The following is a 17212-nucleotide window of genomic DNA, read 5'->3' as shown; positions in this document are numbered from 1 at the left end:
TGCAGAGCACATATAAAACTGGGAGAAGACCATGCCGATCAAGAACCGCTTCGCAGAGTTGCAGGGCGAAATCACTCAATGGCGGCGCGATATTCACGAAAACCCTGAGATTCTGTTTGAGACACATCGCACAAGTGCTCTGGTCGCTGATAAGTTGAAGGAATTTGGCTGTGATGAGGTGGTGACCGGGATTGGCCGCACCGGAGTTGTGGGCGTTATCAAAGGCAAGGTTGATACCGGCGGCAAGGTGATCGGCTTGCGGGCGGATATGGACGCGCTTCCGATTCACGAAGCGACGGGTTTGGACTATGCCTCAAAAACGGATGGGGCGATGCATGCCTGTGGTCATGACGGGCACACCGCGATGTTGCTGGGGGCGACCAAATACCTCTCAGAGACCCGTAACTTTGACGGAACAGTTGTGGTGATCTTCCAGCCCGCCGAAGAAGGCGGCGGCGGTGGTCGTGAGATGTGCGAAGACGGCATGATGGATCGGTGGGGCATTCAGGAAGTCTACGGAATGCACAACTGGCCTGGCTGCCCGGTGGGCAGTTTCGCCATTCGTCCGGGTGCGTTTTTTGCCGCCACGGACCAGTTTGACATCACGTTTGAAGGCAAGGGCGGTCACGCGGCCAAGCCGCATGAAACAGTTGATACCACCGTCATGGCAGCGCAGGCGGTCATGGCGTTGCAGACCATCGCCGCGCGCAATGCTGACCCGGTTGATAAGGTGGTGGTTTCGGTCACGTCGTTTGAAACCTCATCCACTGCGTTCAACGTGATCCCGCAGTCGGTCAAGCTCAAAGGTACTGTGCGCACGATGAGCAAGGAGATGCGCAATCTGGCCGAAACGCGGATCGGGGAAATCTGCAACGGTGTTGCCGCGACCTTTGGTGGGGCTGTCGATGTGACTTATTATCGGGGCTATCCGGTAATGGTGAACAGCGATGTGCAGACCGATTTTGCGGCAGATGTTGCGCGGTCGGTGTCCGGAGCGTGCGACGAAGCCCCCTTGATCATGGGGGGCGAGGATTTTGCCTTTATGCTTGAGGAGAGACCGGGTGCTTACATCCTTGTGGGCAATGGCGATACCGCGGCGGTGCATCATCCCGAGTACAATTTCAACGATGAGGCCATTCCGGCCGGGTGCAGCTGGTGGGCCGGGATCGTTGAACAGCGGATGCCGGCAGCTTGATGGGCCTCGCGGGGGCTCTGCCCCCGCACCCCCGGGATACTTTTAGCCAGATGAAGCTGGATCCGCGTCCTGTAGGCTGAGTTGGGTGCACAGCGTTTCGACAACCGCATCCAGTGCCGTTTTTTGGGTGTTCACGCAGGATTTGGCCGCTGAGCGGGCGGCGTCCAATGCGGTGGGGTCAGACAGCCAGGAGGTGACTGTATTGGTCAGGTCCGGTGTGGATGCGACCTCAATTGCGCCGCCGCATTCGATCAGCGGGGCAAATGTTTCCGCAAAGTTGAAGTAACCTGGGCCGGTGATCACGGCAGCACCTGCCTGTGCGGGCTCAAAGGGGTTGTGGCCGCCGATGTCCTTAAGTGAGCCGCCCAAAAACACGATAGGGCAGAGCGCGTACCAGGTCCCGGTCTCGCCCAGCGTATCGGCCACGTAGATTTGTATTTCGGCTGTGATGGTCGCGTCGGCAGAGCGGAAAACAGCGGTTTGCCCGGCCTTGTCTACCAGCGCGGCGACCTCGCCCCGGCGTTCGGGGTGGCGCGGGATCAGCAGCAGCAGCAGGTTGGGCCAGCGTTTCAAAAGCTGGGCCTGGGCGGCCAGAACGGTTTCTTCTTCGCCTGCGTGGGTGGAGCTGGCGATCCAGATCGGACGATCTGCGATCTGCGCGCGGATGTCTGACAGGGCGGTTTGGTCCACCGGCAGCGGGTCGGACATGGCTTTGAGGTTTGTGCCGGGATACACGCGGTCAGCAGGGGCGCCCATGTCGATCAGGTTCTCAGCCGTTTTGTCATTCTGGGTCAGGAACAGACGAAACCGATCCAAAATGAACCGCGCTGTTTGGGGGCGCTTTTTCCAGCCTGCGACGGATTTGTCAGATAGTCGGGCATTGAGGAGCGCCAGCGGGATACCTCGCGAGCCACTTTCGACGATCAGGCGGGGCCAGATTTCGCTTTCGACGAAGATACCTGCATCTGGGCGCCAATGGTCCAGAAAACGCTGTACCGGGCCAGCCGTATCCAGGGGGGGATATTGATGCCGGGTGCGGGGCGGCATGCGTTTTTCGATCAACGCAGCGGACGTAGGGGTGCCGGAGGTGATCAGGAACTCTGCCTGTGGCAGGCGCTGACCCAGACGCTTTATCAGGCTGATGACAGATAGGGTCTCGCCCACGCTGGCGGCGTGAAACCAGATTAACTGGCCCCGAGGGCGCGGCTCGCTGGCATGACCCAGCCGTTCTTGTTGCCGTGTCTCGGGAACGCCTGCGGCCTGCAGCTTGTTTCGGACCGTACGCCAGGCCAGTGGCTCAGCCACAGATGTCAGGCCGCAATACAGATGGTACAGCAGGGTTGGCCGGCCAGCGCGCTGGGGCATGTCAGCCGCCTGTATGGCTCATGTGGCGGCTCATCTTGCCGTCTACCGATTGGCGCGAGTAATCGAAATCATGCCCTTTGGGTTTCAGGTTGATCGCGGCGCGGATGGCATCTTCGAGCGGTTGCTCGGTATCGGGGTGATCGCGCAGCGCGCCGCGCAGGTCGGCCATGTCCTCTTGTCCGAGGCACATATACAGCTCACCGGTGCAGGTCAGACGCACGCGATTGCAGCTTTCACAGAAGTTATGTGACAGCGGTGTAATGAAGCCGATCTTTTGGTTGGTTTCCTCAAGCCGCACATAGCGGGCCGGACCGCCGGTGCGTTCGGCCAGATCGGTCACGGTGTAGTGGTTTTCGTATTCTTTGCGCACGTCCTTGAGCGACCAGTACTGATCCAACCGATCTTCGTTGCCGATGTCGCCCATGGGCATAACCTCGATCCAGGTCAGGTCCATATCACGTTCGGCACACCATTGAGTGATTTGAGGCAGTTCCGGTTCGTTGAAGTCTTTCAGCGCTACGGCGTTGATCTTGACCCGCAGACCGGCTTTTTGTGCGGCGTCAATGCCGTTGAGCACTTGTTTCAGACGGCCCCAGCGGGTGATTTGGCTGAACTTGTCCTCATCCAGCGTGTCCAGTGATACATTCACCCGGCGCACGCCCGCCGCATAGAGATCGTCCGCAAAGCGGTGCAGTTGCGAGCCGTTGGTTGTCAGCGTGAGTTCCTTCAAGGCGCCGCTGTCCAGGTGCCGGGTCATCGCGTTGAAAAAAGACATGATATTGCGACGCACCAGAGGTTCGCCCCCGGTGATGCGCAGCTTTTCCACGCCCATATGCACGAAGGCGGTGCACATGCGGTCCAACTCCTCCAACGTCAGCAGGTCTTTCTTGGGCAGAAACTTCATGTCCTCGGACATGCAGTAGACACAGCGGAAATCGCAGCGGTCCGTGACGGAGACGCGGAGATAGGTGATGGAACGTGCGAACGGGTCGATGAGAGGAGCTGTCATGTGACATAGGTAAAGCTGACATCTGCCTGCGACAAGGGAGAACTTTCCTTTGCGCTGGTACAGATACGCACAGGGCGGTAGATTGGCGATATGAGATATGTACTATTAGCCTTTTGTGTTCTGGTCGCCGGGTGCGCCACCATTCGGTCTACGACGGATCGGGTTTTTGGCGGCGACAAAGCAGCCGCCGGGACAGAACCGGCCGCTGTCGAAGCCGCGGTTGACGAAACAACGGACCCCGAGCCTGTCGCGGCGACAGCAGCTGGATGGGTGGGGGCAAAAACCACTATCGCAGGGCTGGGCGACCCGACAACGCCGGGCCGATGGATGGAAACACCGCTGGTTGACACCGAATTCACCGGGCGGGTTGTCGTGCCGCGGACCGGTGCGCAGGCTTATATCGCCTTGGTACCTGTATCAGGGCCGGAAAGCGGAGGCAGTCGCCTGTCACTGGATGCGATGCGGGCACTGTTGCTGCCGTTTGATGAATTGGTCGAACTTGAGGTCTATGCCAACTGATCTTTGAGGTATTTGCCCGCTTCGCGCCGGGCAAATGGCTTCATCGCCTCGCCATGCTTCTCTAGAAAGGCAATCACGCGGGCCGCGTCATGTTTGGACAGCTCGCGCAGCCACCAGGCTATGGCCTTTTGAATAAACCAGTCACGGTCGGGCACATATCCTGCTGCCCAGCCGAGGACACGGTCGCGGTGGATCAGATCATCCGGTTTGGGATGGTTCTGTTTGGTCCAGGGCAAAGTCGCCACTAGCGCGGCGCGCCGGGTCCACATATGGTCGGATTGGGTCCAGGCTTCGACCTGATCCAGCCGGGCCGGATCAGCTGACAGGCGTTTCTGCATCGCCATACAGGCGTGATCGGCCACGGCCCAGGCGTCAAAATCGGGCAGCCAGCTTTGCAGCAGATTCCAAACGGCGTCATCTGGCCGGATACGCGCCTGCGTCAGCAGTTTGGCTGCGGCCAGACGCCCCTCGTGAATATTTGTCTGCCAAAGGGCGTCTGCCAAGTTCACACGGGCCGGGACATCCAATTCCTGCCGCCACGATTTGGTCAGGTCGTTCAGGATGGGGTTTGATACACCCAGATGCGCCCTGTCGACCTTGTGATAGGCAGCCATCTGTTCGGCACGCTCGGGATTGGCATGGGCCTTGATCTGGTCCAGATAAGCGCCTGGCGTCATTGATTCAACGCGCGCGTCGGTTTGCCGTCGATCGTCTGGTGGTTCCTATCGGTCCAATAGGCCTGAATTTGGTCGTCCGACTTGCCATCTACCCATTTCTGCATCGTGTCACGCTCGGACTGGTATTCCATGAACGGCACTGCGTAGCCGCAGGAGGTCTGAACCAGATCGATCTCTAGATCATAGATCTGCCGTGCGCTGCGGTGGGTCGGGAACAGCGCGGCCAGTTCATCCCAGCCTTCATCCCCCACATGCACCGTGCGCGCGGTGCCGTAGGTGCGCAGAATCAGCGGGCGAGTTGTGAACGAACACCACATCAGCGTCATGCGGTTAACCTCGAGCAGGTGCCCGGCGGTTTCGTTACCGCTGCCGGTCAGGTTCATCCAGGCAATTCGGTTCGGCCCCAGAACCCGCAGCGAATCCATCCCCTTGGGTGAGATGTTGACCCGTCCCTCGGTTCCGGCTGTGCCGACAAAGAACATGTGCTGTTCTTCGATGAACTTGCGCTGGGCATCGTCCAGTTCCAGGAATCGCTTGGCCATGTCTCACTCCACTGTTACAGATTTCGCCAGATTGCGGGGTTGGTCCACGTCGGTGCCTTTGGCGACGGCTGTATGATAGGCCAGCAGTTGGGCAGGAACCGAATACAGGATTGGGGCGAGGCTGGTGTGCACATGGGGCATTCGGATGGTGCTCCAGACCCCGTCTTCGGCTTCGGCAATACCGTCGTCGTCCGAGACAAGGATAACCTTGCCCTTGCGGGCCATCACCTCTTGCATGTTCGAAACGGTCTTGTCGAAGACCGCGTCGCGTGGGGCCATTACGACCACCGGCATATGCTTATCGATCAGCGCAATGGGTCCGTGTTTCAGTTCACCCGACGCGTAACCTTCGGCGTGGATATAGCTGATTTCCTTTAGCTTCAGCGCGCCTTCCATGGCTAGCGGGTACATCAACCCACGTCCCAGAAACAGGACGTCGCGCGCTTCGGACAGACGTTGGGCGGATTTCCTGATGGCGCGGTCCTGATCCAGCGCTGCGTTGAGCACTGTGGGCAGGCCCCGCAGCGCGGCGGTGTGATCGGCCAGTTCCTCGTCCGTTAGCGTGCCCCGGTCAGCCGCGGCTTTCAGCGCCAGCATCAACAACACGCTCAGTTGGCAGGTAAAGGCCTTGGTCGAGGCCACGCCGATTTCAACACCGGCATGGATCGGCAGAGCAATATCACTTTCCCGCGCGATCGAGCTTTCGGGAACATTGATCACCGAGACGATCTTGTCCGCCTTGCCCTCGCAATAGCGCAGCGCCGCCAGCGTGTCGGCGGTTTCGCCGGACTGGCTGACAAACAGTGCGGCCGTTCGGTCGCTGATAGGCGGCTCACGATACCGGAATTCGCTGGCGATATCGACCTCAACCGGCATCTTGGCCAGTTGTTCGAACCAGTATTTGGCGGTCAGGCAAGCATAGAACGCCGTACCACAGGCGACCATGGTCAACCGATCCAGCTTGGTGAAATCAAGATCCGTGTCAGGCAGAACCACTCGGTCCCCGCCCGTGGGCAGATACGAGCGGATCGCCTCGGCCACAACGACGGGCTGTTCGGCGATCTCTTTGGCCATGAAATGCTTGTGACCAGCCTTGTCGGTGCGCGCGTGGTCCAGTTTGATCTTTCGGATTTCGCGATTTGCAAGCTCACCCGCCTCGGTGCGGATTTCCAGCGAGGTTCGGGTCAGTACGGCCCGGTCGCCTTCCTCCAGATAGGTGATCCGGTCGGTCAACGGTGCCAGCGCGATGGCGTCCGAGCCAACGAACATCTCTCCGTCTCCATGCCCGATAGCCAGCGGAGAGCCTTTGCGCGCAGCAACGATGAGATCGTCCTGCCCGTCAAACAAGAATGCCAGTGCAAAGGCACCTTGCAGCCGATCGATGGTCTGGTACGCCGCCTCAACCGGGGACAGCCCGGATTTCAGCAGATGTTCGGCCATCAGGGCGACGGTTTCCGTGTCAGTTTCTGTTTCGAACCCGATCCCGTGATCCGCCAGTTCAGCACGCAGTTCACGGTAGTTTTCGACAATACCGTTATGGACAACAGCGACCGGCCCGGCCTTGTGCGGGTGCGCATTGCCAACCGACGGTGCCCCGTGGGTGGCCCATCGGGTGTGACCGATACCGGACTTGCCGCGCAGAGGGTCGTGCACCAGCAGGTCGCTGAGATTGACCAGCTTGCCCACCGCCCGCCTGCGCCCCAGCGTCCCATCGTTGACCGTGGCTATGCCCGCGCTGTCATAACCACGGTATTCCAGACGCTTTAGCGCCTCGACCAAAATCGGGGCAGCTTCGTGCTGTCCCAATACACCTACAATTCCACACATCCGTCTCAGGCTCCTTTGTCGCGGCGAGCCTTCTTCGCCTTCAACATATCAAACAGTTTGCGGGCATAGCCCAATTTGTTGTCCTGCTTGGCACGTGCCACGGCCAGCGCGTCCGGCTCGACATCTCGCGTCACCACCGTTCCGGTCGCCGTCATCGCACCATCCCCCAGCGTGATCGGGGCCACCAGCATGGTGTTCGATCCGACAAACACATTCTCGCCAATCGTGGTGCGGTGTTTCATCACGCCATCATAGTTGCAGGTGATCGTGCCCGCACCGATGTTCGAGGCAGCACCCACCGAGGCATCGCCAATATAGCTGAGGTGGTTGACCTTTGCGCCTTCGGCAATCTCGGCATTCTTGATTTCAACGAAATTGCCGACGCGGGTGTTTTCGGCCAGCTCTGCACCGGGGCGCAGGCGGGCATAGGGGCCGACGACGGCACCGCGGCTGACATGGCAACCCTCAAGATGCGAAAACGCCCGGATCGTCGCGCCGCTTTCAACGGTGACGCCGGCGCCAAAGACCACGTTGGGTTCAATCACCGTATCGCGGCCGATGATCGTGTCAGCCGCCAGATAAACGGTTTCGGGCGCCATCAGGGTGACACCCAATTCCAGCAGTTCTGTCCTGGCGCGGGCCTGAAAAACCGCATCCGCAACGGCCAGATCCGCGCGTGAGTTTACGCCCAGTGTCTGTTCCTCATCACAGGCGACCGCTGTGACCTGCAGCCCCCGATTGCGGGCAATTTCGACGACGTCTGTCAAATAGTATTCCCGTGACGCGTTGTTGTTTCCAACCGCGTCAATCAACATAAACAACGTCTGTGCATCACAGGCCAAAAGACCAGAATTACAAAAAGTTATTGCGCGCTCTTCATCCGAGGCGTCCTTGAATTCCACAATCCGCTCCAGCGTCTCGCCATCCATCATCAGGCGACCATAGCGGGCGGGATCTGCGGCCTCGAACCCCAGGATGACCAGATCGTTTTCTGCCCGCGCGGTGATCATCCGTTCAAGCGTGTCAGGCTGAAGGAACGGTGTATCTCCGTACAGCACCACCACGTCGCCGGAAAACCCATCCAAAGCGTCCCGCGCCTGACCGACGGCGTGGGCTGTTCCCAACTGCTCTTCCTGAATCGCGATCTGCGCTGTCTCGTCTTCGTCAGCGGCGGCCTTTGCAACGGCCTCTGACCCATGCCCGGTGACGATCACGGTGCGTTCGGGCGAAAGGACAGCGCCAGCCCGCATGGCGTGAACCAGCATGGGGGCCTGGGCGATAGGATGGAGGACTTTGGGGATGTCCGAATTCATCCTGGTGCCTTTGCCGGCGGCAAGGATGACAAGAGCAGTACTCATGAAAACGATTTCTCTTTTGTTTTGTTGCCGTCCGTTTTATCCGCTGAGGGCAAAGGCGCAAGCGGTTCGGGCATCAAACAAGATTGCCGTTTGCAACATCTGATGGCGGGAACCCGCCGAGGCGAGAGGCAAAATGCGCACAGTTATCTTCGATCTGGACGGAACTTTGGCCGATACATCGGGTGATTTGCTTGAGGCCGCCAACCACTGTTTTCGCCATATGGGGCACGGCGATGTGCTGGTCCATGGGCAGGATGCAGGGATTGCGCTGCGCGGTGGCCGGATGATGCTGAGCCACGGGTTGAATCGGGTCGGGGAGTACGATGAACAAACCGTCCTGAGCTATTATCCAATGCTGCTTGAGGCGTATTCGAAAGCCATCGACACGCATACACAATTCTATCCCGGTGCGCTTCAGGCGGTCGAGTATTTGAAAACGTCGGGGTACGGCGTGGGCATCTGCACCAACAAACCCGAGGCGCTCGCCGATCAACTGCTGAGCCAGATGGGGGTGCGCGATCAGTTTGCCTCATTGGTCGGGGCTGACACTTTGCCGGTGCGAAAGCCCGACCCGGAACCCCTGCGTGAGGCCGCGCGGCGGGCAGGCGGGCACCCGGACCTGTGTGTACTGATCGGCGATTCCGATACCGACCGAAATACGGCCCGCGCGGCGGGTGTGCCGTCGGTGCTGGTTACGTTTGGTCCATCCGGTGACGACATGGCCGCTTTGGAGCCCGAAGCGCTGTTGCATCACTTCGACGATCTGCCTGATCTGGTGGCTGACTTGATCGGTGCGGCGGCGTGATCTCTTGACGCGTAACGCGGACGGTACCAAAACAAACCCATGAACGAGATATTCACTGGCAGTTTCACCCAACAGGAACCCATCCCAGATGAGGCGATCGAGGCCGCGCTGGCCGTGATGCGCCACGGGCGCTTGCATCGCTATAACGTCGCACCTGGTGAATTGGGCGAGACTGCGCTGCTGGAACAGGAATTCGCGGCCCGGATGGGTGCAAAGTACTGTTTGGCTGTGGCTTCGGGCGGTTACGCGATGGCGACCGCATTGCGGGCGGTAGGGGTGCAGCCCGGTGATCCGGTTCTGACCAACGCTTTCACACTGGCCCCGGTGCCGGGGTCGATCGCCTCAGTTGGCGCGCGGCCGGTTTTTGTTGGGGTAACAGCAGGCCTGACAATTGATCTGGACGATCTGCAAGCCAAGCTGGACCAGGCGCGTGTTCTGATGCTCAGCCATATGCGTGGACATCTGTGCGACATGGATCGGCTGATGCGGATGTGCGACGCCGCGGGTGTGACTGTGATCGAGGATTGCGCCCATACCATGGGTGCGGCCTGGCGCGGCCAATTGTCGGGCCGTCAGGGGGCTGTTGGGTGCTACTCCTGCCAGACCTACAAACATGTAAATTCAGGTGAAGGTGGCCTGCTGATCACCGATGACGAAGAGCTTGCAGCCAAGGCGACGATGCTTTCCGGCTCGTACATGCTGTATGAACGTCATCTGGCAGCCCCTGGGCCAGAGGTTTTTGAGCGGATAAAATACACCACGCCCAATGTCTCGGGGCGGATGGACAACCTGCGCGCGGCGATCCTGCGCCCGCAATTGCGCGATCTGGATCACCAGGTGCAGCGCTGGAACGAAAGGTATGAGCGGATCGAACAGGGTCTGTGCGATACCCCCGGTTTGACGATTGTGGAACGGCCCGAAGCCGAAACCTATGTCGGGTCTTCGATTCAGTTCCTGTTGCTGGACTGGTCGACAGATACCATCGCTGAGGTCATTGAGCGATGCGCCGCGCGCGGTGTGGAACTGAAGTGGTTCGGCGGTGCTGAACCCACTGGATTTACCTCGCGCTATGACAGTTGGCGCTATGCCGATAGCACGCGAATGCCGAACAGCGACCGGGTACTGGCGGGAATCATGGACATGCGCGTGCCTTTGACATTCTCGCTGGAAGACTGCGAATTGATTGCCCGGATCATCCGGGATGAAGTGACGCGCATTCACAACCAGGCGACGTCCTGATTTCGCCCCAAAAGGCGTGTCCGGACACGAAAACACTCGCGTCCGGGCGCTGCACTGCTAGCATTTTTGCGACGCTCTTGCGTTATGGGCAGGGCACATCATCAAAAACGTTGCGAAGCTATGCGTAAAGAAAAGAAATCAGAATCCCTCGAAGTCAGGCTTAGCCTGTCGGAAAAAAATGCGTTTTCCGCACGGGTCGCAGCCCGTGGGGAAACCATGAGTGCAGCGTTGCGCAGACTGATCGCCGAAGATGGCGTGCCTCATTCCAAAATGAAGGAGGTCTCAACCTTGAAGAAGATTTCAATCACTGCGTCGCCGGTGGCGCTCACCGTCGCTTTACTGGCTGCCGTTTCCCTGTCCGGGGCGCAGGCCAAGACTGATTTTGCAGGCAACTTCCGTGCGAAGGACGCAAATGGCGACGGGTTTGTCGATCGCATTGAAATGATGCAGTATATGTCGCGGCAAGCCGCCGAAGTGAACTTGCCCCCCGACTGCGACGGAAGCGAGCTTGCGCGCGTATGGTCGATGTCGCCGGAAGAGATGGCAGAGGAAGCGATTGGGTTTTCAGACGCTGACAAGGACGGCCGGATTACCTTGCCCGAAGTTGTCGCCGCAAACGAACGCTTTAGAGCCGACGATTTTACATCAGCGGACATAAACAATGATGGGTTTGTAAGTCTGGCTGAATTGGAGTTCGGCTTTCGCGAAGACGAGGCGAAAGTCAGTGCCGAATGCAGGGCAGCCATTGGTATGCATAGCGCTGCCCGCTCACCGGAGATTCTGGAGCAACTGGATACAGATGGGGACGGCAGGATCAGCCTGGGAGAATTCGTCAACCACTAGGTCCGCATTCCGACTGGACAGATATCACTCTCGCCGCTATTAATGAACAAGTGTTCAATTAGCTCCCTATGGCGCAGAGGAAGAAGATATGTTCCAGGCAACCATGACTTTTGATCTCGGCGATGACGTCAATGAACTGCGCAATATGGTCCATCGATGGGCGCAAGAGCGGGTCAAGCCGATGGCGGCCGAGATCGACAAGACCAATGCTTTTCCCAATGAATTATGGGCAGAGATGGGTGAACTGGGCCTGCTTGGCATCACCGTGCCGGAAGAATACGGCGGCGCGGGGATGTCTTACCTGGCTCATACCGTTGCGGTCGAGGAAGTGGCGCGCGCCTCGGCCTCGGTCTCGCTGTCCTACGGGGCGCATTCGAATCTGTGCGTCAACCAGATCAAGCTGAACGGCAGTGACGAACAGCGTGCGAAATACCTGCCGCGCCTGGTTTCAGGTGAACATGTGGGCGCGCTGGCAATGTCCGAGGCCTCGGCCGGGTCCGATGTCGTGTCGATGAAGTTGCGCGCCGAAAAGCGCAACGATCATTACCGGCTGAATGGCAGCAAATACTGGATCACCAACGGCCCGGATGCGGATACGCTGGTTGTTTATGCCAAAACCGATCCAGATGCGGGCTCAAAAGGGATCACTGCATTCCTGATCGAAAAAGAGATGACGGGCTTTTCCACCTCACCCCATTTCGACAAGCTGGGGATGCGCGGGTCAAACACGGCTGAGCTGATTTTCGAAGATGTCGAGGTGCCGTTTGAAAATGTGCTTGGTGAAGAGGGGCAGGGCGTTGCGGTTCTAATGTCCGGGTTGGATTACGAACGCGTGGTTCTGGCCGGGATCGGAACCGGCATCATCGCTGCGTGTCTGGATGAGATCATGCCTTATCTGGCCGAACGTAAGCAGTTTGGCAAACCCATCGGTAGCTTCCAGCTGATGCAGGGCAAAATTGCCGACATGTATACCGCGATGAACTCGGCCCGGGCGTATGTCTATGAGGTTGCCAAAGCCTGTGACCGTGGGGATGTGACGCGGCAGGATGCGGCGGCGTGCTGTCTGTATGCCTCGGAACAGGCGATGACACAGGCGCATCAGGCGGTTCAGGCAATGGGCGGGGCCGGGTTTCTGGCGGATTCGGCAGTCAGCCGGATATTCCGCGACGCCAAGCTGATGGAGATTGGCGCCGGCACCAGCGAAATCCGCCGGATGCTGATCGGGCGGGAACTGATGAACGAAATGCTCTGAGTAAAGAAAACGCCCCGCTGACGAGGGAGACAGCGGGGCGTTGCGTGAAAGGATCAGAAGCGGTGAACGTAAGACACGCCGACCAGCCAAGGATCGATTTCAGCGGTGCCGATATCGGCGCCGTTCAGTTTGACGTCCGAGTCGATGTCGAACCAGCGTACGTTCAAACGCACAGCGCCTTTATCGGTGACCATATAATCCAGACCGGCCTGCAGCGCGAGACCGACCGAGTTGTCGAGTTCGAGATCACCCAGGGCCGATTTCTCGTCAAAGAAGATGGTGTAGTTGATGCCTGCGCCGACATAAGGCTTCCAGACCGAGTTGGTGGGGAAGTGATAGTTCAGCGACAAGGTGGGCGGCAGGTGCTTGACGGTGCCTGCGTCGATGCTGCCCCCCAAGGTGACTTCGTGGCTGAACGGGGTGGCTGCCAGCAATTCGATGCCCAGATTGTCCCGGACAAAGTATTCGGCGGTAAAGATCGGGCGGGTGTCCGCGTCTACGTCGGCGTCCAGCCCGGCCAGGGTTCCGTTGTCGGATTTCGGGTCCAGGTAGCCAACACCGACACCGACGGTCCAGTCTCCTTGATTTTGGGCGAAAGCGGGTGCGGCAAGCGCGACAAGCGCGGTCGAAAGAGCCAAAGTGGCGAGTTTATTGGTCATTTTACGGCCTTTGAATTTGTTGATGAGGGTGTTTTGCAGGGCGCAGGCCGCGCCTACTCTGATCTGCATCAAGTTTCCGTGACAGCGGGAAACGGCGTGTACCCGGGAAAACTCAGGAAAATAAGGGACTTCGATGATGCGTCCCAATAACGGCATACCGGGGTTGCGCCAGGGTGGAGGCTGGATGATTCCGGATGGACTCAATATGGCGCGTCAGTGCCTGTCTCAGCCAAGTGACAGCACCGCGATTATCGATCTGACCGGCAGTGGGCGCGAGGTTGTCACCTTTGCGCAGCTTGAACAGTTGACCGACGGTATCGCACGCAGCCTGTTGCAATCGGTTCGCCCCGGAGACCGCGTGGGCGTGTTGCTCAGCCAGTCGCCTATGTGCGCAGCGGCCCATCTGGCGATTTGGAAGATCGGCGCGATCTCGGTGCCGCTGTTCAAACTGTTTCAGCAGGATGCGCTGGCGTCGCGCCATGGGGATGCCGGGGCGCAGGTTGTTCTGACCGATGCCGAAGGGGCCACGCTGCTGGGTGATCTGGCCCGGTCGTTGCAGGTTGATCAGATCACACCTTCGGACAATCCGCTGCCCTTTGCAGAGACCGGCCCCGACGACCCGGCGGTGCTGATCTATACCTCTGGCACCACGGGCAAACCCAAGGGTGCCCTGCATGGGCACCGGGTTCTGACGGGGCATCTGCCGGGTGTCTCCATCAGCCACAACCATTTGCGTGACGGCGATTGCCTGTGGACGCCTGCCGATTGGGCCTGGATCGGAGGGCTATTTGATGTGCTGATGCCGGGGCTGGCGCTGGGCATTCCGGTTGTGGCCGCGCGTTTGGAAAAATTCACGCCCGAGGCCTGCGTCGATGTGATCACGCGCGGCGGTGTGCGGAATGTGTTCTTTCCGCCCACCGCGCTGCGGATGTTGAAGGCCACCGATCAACGTATTCCGGGGCTGCGCTCGGTCGCGTCTGGGGGTGAGCCTTTGGGGGCTGAAATGTTGGCCTGGGGGCAACAGGCGTTTGGCCTGACGATCAACGAGTTTTACGGCCAGACCGAATGCAACATGGTGGTGTCGTCCTGCACTGAGGACTTTCCCGCGCGCCCGGGCTGTATCGGCAAGCCGGTGCCGGGGCATGAGATTGCGGTCATCGACGAGAACGGCGCGCCAACCAGCGATGAGGGCGATGTGGCCATCCGGCGAGGATCGGCCTCGATGCTGTTGGAATATTGGAACCGCCCTGAGGCGACGGCTGAGAAGTTCCGGGGCGACTGGTTGATCACCGGCGACCGTGGTGTGTGGGAGTGCGACTATCTGCGCTTTGTCGGTCGCGATGATGACGTGATTACCTCGGCCGGATACCGCATCGGCCCGGCCGAGATCGAGGATTGCCTGCTGACCCACCCGGCGGTGGCGACGGTTGGCGTGGTCGGTAAACCTGACCCACTGCGGACCGAGATCGTCAAGGCCTATGTGGTGTTGAAACCGGGGGCCGAGGCCTCGGGCGCAGAGTTACAGGAGTGGGTCAAGGACCGTTTGGCGCAGTATTCCTACCCGCGCGAGGTGGCATTTCTGGAGGAATTGCCGATGACCGTGACCGGGAAGGTTATTCGGAAGGAATTGAAGCAGATGGCAAAATCTGAATTGACTATGGGTGTGAGCTCTACGTGATGAGGAGTTTTTTTGTTTCTTTTTTCCTTGCTCCATTTGCGATGTTATCAAGCGTTGGATTGGCGGATTCTATTTGTGAGTATTCTATTGACGAACCAGAGGAACCGGTCATCTGGATTGAAGAATGGTTCGATGGTTGCACGGAGCTAAGCGCCTCGACAAAAGTTACAATCTCCAAAATGACACTTGATGCTGATTGCCTTACACAGGCGCTGGGTTACTGCACAGGCCGAATTTCTGACGACCGAGAAGAAAGCTGTCAGATGATCTTCATTGATCATCTGCGTCTCAAAGGTAAGGAAATATCGAGTTCCTTACCGGCGGAAATCAATCTCAGAGGGTTCAAGCTTCGATACTACGAAAACGCTGTAGGTCGTGCATCCAAGCCATCTTTCGAAACGTGTGACAACGAAGTTCCCGAGTTGGAGTGCGAGTTGTTGGATGTAACTCTAAGATGGCTCGACTGGCGATATGCCCAAAGGTTGCTTAAGGAAAATAGGGAATGAAACTCACATCCAAAGCCATGCCCACCTCCGAGGGCTTCAAGGCAAACCGCACTGCCCATCTCGACGCGCTGGCGCAAATCTCTGCTGCCGCCGAAGCGGCGCGTATGGGCGGTGGTGAAAAATCCCGCGCACGGCATGAATCGCGGGGCAAAATGCTGCCGCGACGCCGGGTGGCGAACCTGCTCGATCCGGGGTCTCCGTTCCTTGAGATCGGCGCGACGGCGGCGCATGGGATGTATGGCGATGCCGCCCCCAGCGCCGGGGTCATCGCAGGTATTGGCCGGGTGCAGGGGCAAGAGGTCATGGTGGTCTGTAACGACGCCACCGTGAAGGGCGGTACCTATTACCCGATGTCGGTCAAGAAACACCTGCGCGCGCAGGAGATTGCCGAGGAAAATCATCTGCCCTGCATCTATCTGGTCGACAGCGGTGGCGCCAACCTGCCCAATCAGGATGAAGTTTTCCCTGACCGCGACCACTTTGGCCGTATCTTCTATAATCAGGCACGGATGAGCGCCAAGGGCATCCCTCAGATCGCGGTGGTCATGGGCTCGTGCACGGCGGGTGGCGCCTATGTGCCTGCAATGTCGGATGTGACCATCATTGTGCGCGATCAGGGCACTATCTTTCTGGCCGGACCACCTCTGGTCAAGGCTGCAACCGGAGAGGTCGTCAGCGCCGAGGATTTGGGCGGAGGCGATGTGCATACGCGCCTCTCGGGCGTGGCTGACTATTTGGCCGAGGATGACGCCCATGCGCTGGCCTTAGCGCGCCGCGCTGTAGGGTCGCTGAACCGGCGCAGGCCGCAAACGGTGGATTGGGCCAGCCCCGAAGACCCGGCCTACGACCCCGAGGAGATTCTGGGCGTCGTCCCCGCCGATCTGCGCACGCCCTATGATATCCGCGAGGTGATCGCGCGGCTGGTCGATGGCTCGCGTTTCGATGAGTTCAAACCGCGCTTTGGTGAAACGCTGGTGACCGGGTTTGCCCATGTCAAGGGCTGCCCCGTCGGGATCATCGCCAATAACGGCGTGCTGTTTTCCGAGGCCGCGCAGAAGGGCGCACACTTCGTTGAACTCTGCTCGCAACGCAACATTCCATTGGTGTTCCTGCAAAATATCACCGGTTTCATGGTGGGCCGCAAATACGAAAACGAAGGCATCGCCCGGCACGGGGCCAAGATGGTGACCGCTGTGGCGACGACGAATGTGCCGAAAATCACCATGCTGGTCGGTGGCTCATTCGGGGCAGGGAATTACGGGATGGCAGGCCGCGCCTATCAGCCGCGGTTCCTGTGGACCTGGCCGAATTCGCGGATTTCGGTCATGGGCGGAGAGCAGGCGGCGGGCGTATTGGCCACTGTCAAACGCGACGGGATCGAACGGCAGGGTGGCAGCTGGTCGGCTGAGGAAGAGGTCGAATTCAAGCGCCCAACGCTCAAGATGTTCGAGGAACAATCCCATCCGCTCTACGCGTCGGCCCGGTTGTGGGATGACGGCATCATCGACCCGCGCAAAAGCCGCGATGTGCTGGCCTTGTCGCTGAACGCCGCGCTGAACGCACCGATTGAGGAGACACGCTTCGGCGTGTTCAGGATGTGATAATGCCGTTTTCAGCAAAGGTTCAGCACGTATTCTCCATCCCCGACAAAGGAACTGTGCTTTGGCTTACAGAAGTTAGCGGAGATCCGGTTGAATGTGATCGGTTTGGCACAGAAATAGGCGACGCCACAGTTCTT

General features: G+C 59.1%; 16 protein-coding genes. 9 read left to right on the top strand and 7 right to left on the bottom strand.

Annotated features, from left to right (window positions below; translation table 11 throughout):
• Positions 1–31: 31 nt before the first annotated feature.
• Positions 32–1195 carry a M20 aminoacylase family protein gene (locus tag RUM8411_RS02995; RefSeq protein WP_085821167.1) on the top strand — a complete coding sequence of 388 codons (1164 nt, stop codon included), beginning with the start codon at positions 32–34 and terminating at the stop codon, positions 1193–1195.
• 42 nt (positions 1196–1237) lie between these two features.
• Here RUM8411_RS02995 and RUM8411_RS02990 read toward each other — a convergent pair whose 3' ends face one another.
• Both RUM8411_RS02990 and moaA read right to left on the bottom strand, forming a co-directional pair.
• Positions 1238–2560, bottom strand: a complete 1323-nt coding sequence (locus RUM8411_RS02990) for a 3-deoxy-D-manno-octulosonic acid transferase (protein ID WP_085821166.1) — start codon at positions 2558–2560, stop codon at positions 1238–1240.
• Position 2561: 1 nt separating this feature from the next.
• Positions 2562–3569, bottom strand: a complete 1008-nt coding sequence (gene moaA, locus RUM8411_RS02985; protein ID WP_085821165.1) for a GTP 3',8-cyclase MoaA — start codon at positions 3567–3569, stop codon at positions 2562–2564.
• Between the two features lie 90 nt (positions 3570–3659).
• Between moaA and RUM8411_RS02980 the strand changes: the two genes are divergently transcribed.
• Positions 3660–4088, top strand: coding sequence for a hypothetical protein (locus RUM8411_RS02980; protein ID WP_085821164.1), 429 nt, complete (start codon positions 3660–3662; stop codon positions 4086–4088).
• Here RUM8411_RS02980 and RUM8411_RS02975 read toward each other — a convergent pair.
• The 4 genes from RUM8411_RS02975 to glmU are packed head-to-tail and all read right to left on the bottom strand — an operon-like array spanning position 4076 to position 8492.
• A complete protein-coding gene (locus RUM8411_RS02975; RefSeq protein ID WP_085821163.1) occupies positions 4076–4765 on the bottom strand; it encodes a DNA alkylation repair protein in 690 nt (229 codons plus the stop codon). The two genes, RUM8411_RS02980 and RUM8411_RS02975, sit on opposite strands and share 13 nt — an antisense overlap.
• Positions 4762–5307 (bottom strand): pyridoxamine 5'-phosphate oxidase family protein, encoded by a 546-nt coding sequence (locus tag RUM8411_RS02970; RefSeq protein WP_085821162.1) that lies wholly within the window; start codon positions 5305–5307, stop codon positions 4762–4764. The genes RUM8411_RS02975 and RUM8411_RS02970 overlap by 4 nt, the downstream gene beginning before the upstream one ends.
• Positions 5308–5310: 3 nt before the next feature.
• Positions 5311–7134, bottom strand: coding sequence for a glutamine--fructose-6-phosphate transaminase (isomerizing) (gene glmS, locus RUM8411_RS02965; protein ID WP_085821161.1), 1824 nt, complete (start codon positions 7132–7134; stop codon positions 5311–5313).
• 5 nt (positions 7135–7139) lie between these two features.
• Complete coding sequence (gene glmU / locus RUM8411_RS02960) at positions 7140–8492, bottom strand: bifunctional UDP-N-acetylglucosamine diphosphorylase/glucosamine-1-phosphate N-acetyltransferase GlmU (protein ID WP_085821160.1); 1353 nt, start codon at positions 8490–8492, stop codon at positions 7140–7142.
• Positions 8493–8625: 133 nt separating this feature from the next.
• On the opposite strand from glmU, the gene RUM8411_RS02955 reads away from it, so the two are divergent.
• The 4 genes from RUM8411_RS02955 to RUM8411_RS02940 all read left to right on the top strand — a co-directional run bounded on the left by RUM8411_RS02955 (position 8626) and on the right by RUM8411_RS02940 (position 12631).
• Positions 8626–9297, top strand: coding sequence for an HAD-IA family hydrolase (locus RUM8411_RS02955; RefSeq protein WP_085821159.1), 672 nt, complete (start codon positions 8626–8628; stop codon positions 9295–9297).
• A 39-nt stretch (positions 9298–9336) separates the two neighbouring features.
• Positions 9337–10536: a DegT/DnrJ/EryC1/StrS family aminotransferase gene (locus RUM8411_RS02950; RefSeq protein WP_085821158.1), complete on the top strand. Its 1200-nt coding sequence runs from the start codon at positions 9337–9339 to the stop codon at positions 10534–10536.
• 120 nt (positions 10537–10656) lie between these two features.
• Positions 10657–11379 (top strand): EF-hand domain-containing protein, encoded by a 723-nt coding sequence (locus RUM8411_RS02945; protein WP_159453847.1) that lies wholly within the window; start codon positions 10657–10659, stop codon positions 11377–11379.
• A gap of 88 nt (positions 11380–11467) precedes the next feature.
• On the top strand, positions 11468–12631 hold the full coding sequence (locus RUM8411_RS02940; protein ID WP_085821156.1) for an isovaleryl-CoA dehydrogenase: 1164 nt from the start codon (positions 11468–11470) through the stop codon (positions 12629–12631).
• A 53-nt stretch (positions 12632–12684) separates the two neighbouring features.
• Here the strand turns inward: RUM8411_RS02940 and RUM8411_RS02935 are convergent, their stop codons facing one another.
• Positions 12685–13290, bottom strand: coding sequence for an OmpW/AlkL family protein (locus RUM8411_RS02935; RefSeq protein ID WP_085821572.1), 606 nt, complete (start codon positions 13288–13290; stop codon positions 12685–12687).
• Between the two features lie 136 nt (positions 13291–13426).
• On the opposite strand from RUM8411_RS02935, the gene RUM8411_RS02930 reads away from it, so the two are divergent.
• Genes RUM8411_RS02930 through RUM8411_RS02920 form a run of 3 tightly spaced genes read left to right on the top strand, consistent with a single transcriptional unit; the run spans position 13427 to position 17075 of the window.
• Complete coding sequence (locus RUM8411_RS02930; protein ID WP_085821571.1) at positions 13427–14968, top strand: AMP-binding protein; 1542 nt, start codon at positions 13427–13429, stop codon at positions 14966–14968.
• Positions 14968–15474, top strand: a complete 507-nt coding sequence (locus RUM8411_RS02925) for a hypothetical protein (RefSeq protein ID WP_085821155.1) — start codon at positions 14968–14970, stop codon at positions 15472–15474. The genes RUM8411_RS02930 and RUM8411_RS02925 overlap by 1 nt, the downstream gene beginning before the upstream one ends.
• Positions 15471–17075, top strand: a complete 1605-nt coding sequence (locus RUM8411_RS02920) for a carboxyl transferase domain-containing protein (RefSeq protein WP_085821154.1) — start codon at positions 15471–15473, stop codon at positions 17073–17075. Before RUM8411_RS02925 ends, RUM8411_RS02920 begins: the two co-directional genes overlap by 4 nt.
• Positions 17076–17212 lie beyond the last annotated feature (137 nt).

Source organism: Ruegeria meonggei (assembly GCF_900172215.1).
Taxonomy (GTDB): Bacteria; Pseudomonadota; Alphaproteobacteria; order Rhodobacterales; family Rhodobacteraceae; genus Ruegeria; species Ruegeria meonggei.
This window is presented reverse-complemented; position numbering and strand designations above follow the sequence as displayed.

Bases quoted from the DNA above. Each gene is read 5' to 3' on its own strand.
- RUM8411_RS02995 (WP_085821167.1), top strand. From the start codon at position 32: ATGCCGATCAAGAACCGCTTCGCAGAGTTGCAGGGCGAAATCACTCAA.
- RUM8411_RS02990 (WP_085821166.1), bottom strand. From the start codon at position 2,560: ATGCCCCAGCGCGCTGGCCGGCCAACCCTGCTGTACCATCTGTATTGC.
- moaA (WP_085821165.1), bottom strand. From the start codon at position 3,569: ATGACAGCTCCTCTCATCGACCCGTTCGCACGTTCCATCACCTATCTC.
- RUM8411_RS02980 (WP_085821164.1), top strand. From the start codon at position 3,660: ATGAGATATGTACTATTAGCCTTTTGTGTTCTGGTCGCCGGGTGCGCC.
- RUM8411_RS02975 (WP_085821163.1), bottom strand. From the start codon at position 4,765: ATGACGCCAGGCGCTTATCTGGACCAGATCAAGGCCCATGCCAATCCC.
- RUM8411_RS02970 (WP_085821162.1), bottom strand. From the start codon at position 5,307: ATGGCCAAGCGATTCCTGGAACTGGACGATGCCCAGCGCAAGTTCATC.
- glmS (WP_085821161.1), bottom strand. From the start codon at position 7,134: ATGTGTGGAATTGTAGGTGTATTGGGACAGCACGAAGCTGCCCCGATT.
- glmU (WP_085821160.1), bottom strand. From the start codon at position 8,492: ATGAGTACTGCTCTTGTCATCCTTGCCGCCGGCAAAGGCACCAGGATG.
- RUM8411_RS02955 (WP_085821159.1), top strand. From the start codon at position 8,626: ATGCGCACAGTTATCTTCGATCTGGACGGAACTTTGGCCGATACATCG.
- RUM8411_RS02950 (WP_085821158.1), top strand. From the start codon at position 9,337: ATGAACGAGATATTCACTGGCAGTTTCACCCAACAGGAACCCATCCCA.
- RUM8411_RS02945 (WP_159453847.1), top strand. From the start codon at position 10,657: ATGCGTAAAGAAAAGAAATCAGAATCCCTCGAAGTCAGGCTTAGCCTG.
- RUM8411_RS02940 (WP_085821156.1), top strand. From the start codon at position 11,468: ATGTTCCAGGCAACCATGACTTTTGATCTCGGCGATGACGTCAATGAA.
- RUM8411_RS02935 (WP_085821572.1), bottom strand. From the start codon at position 13,290: ATGACCAATAAACTCGCCACTTTGGCTCTTTCGACCGCGCTTGTCGCG.
- RUM8411_RS02930 (WP_085821571.1), top strand. From the start codon at position 13,427: ATGCGTCCCAATAACGGCATACCGGGGTTGCGCCAGGGTGGAGGCTGG.
- RUM8411_RS02925 (WP_085821155.1), top strand. From the start codon at position 14,968: ATGAGGAGTTTTTTTGTTTCTTTTTTCCTTGCTCCATTTGCGATGTTA.
- RUM8411_RS02920 (WP_085821154.1), top strand. From the start codon at position 15,471: ATGAAACTCACATCCAAAGCCATGCCCACCTCCGAGGGCTTCAAGGCA.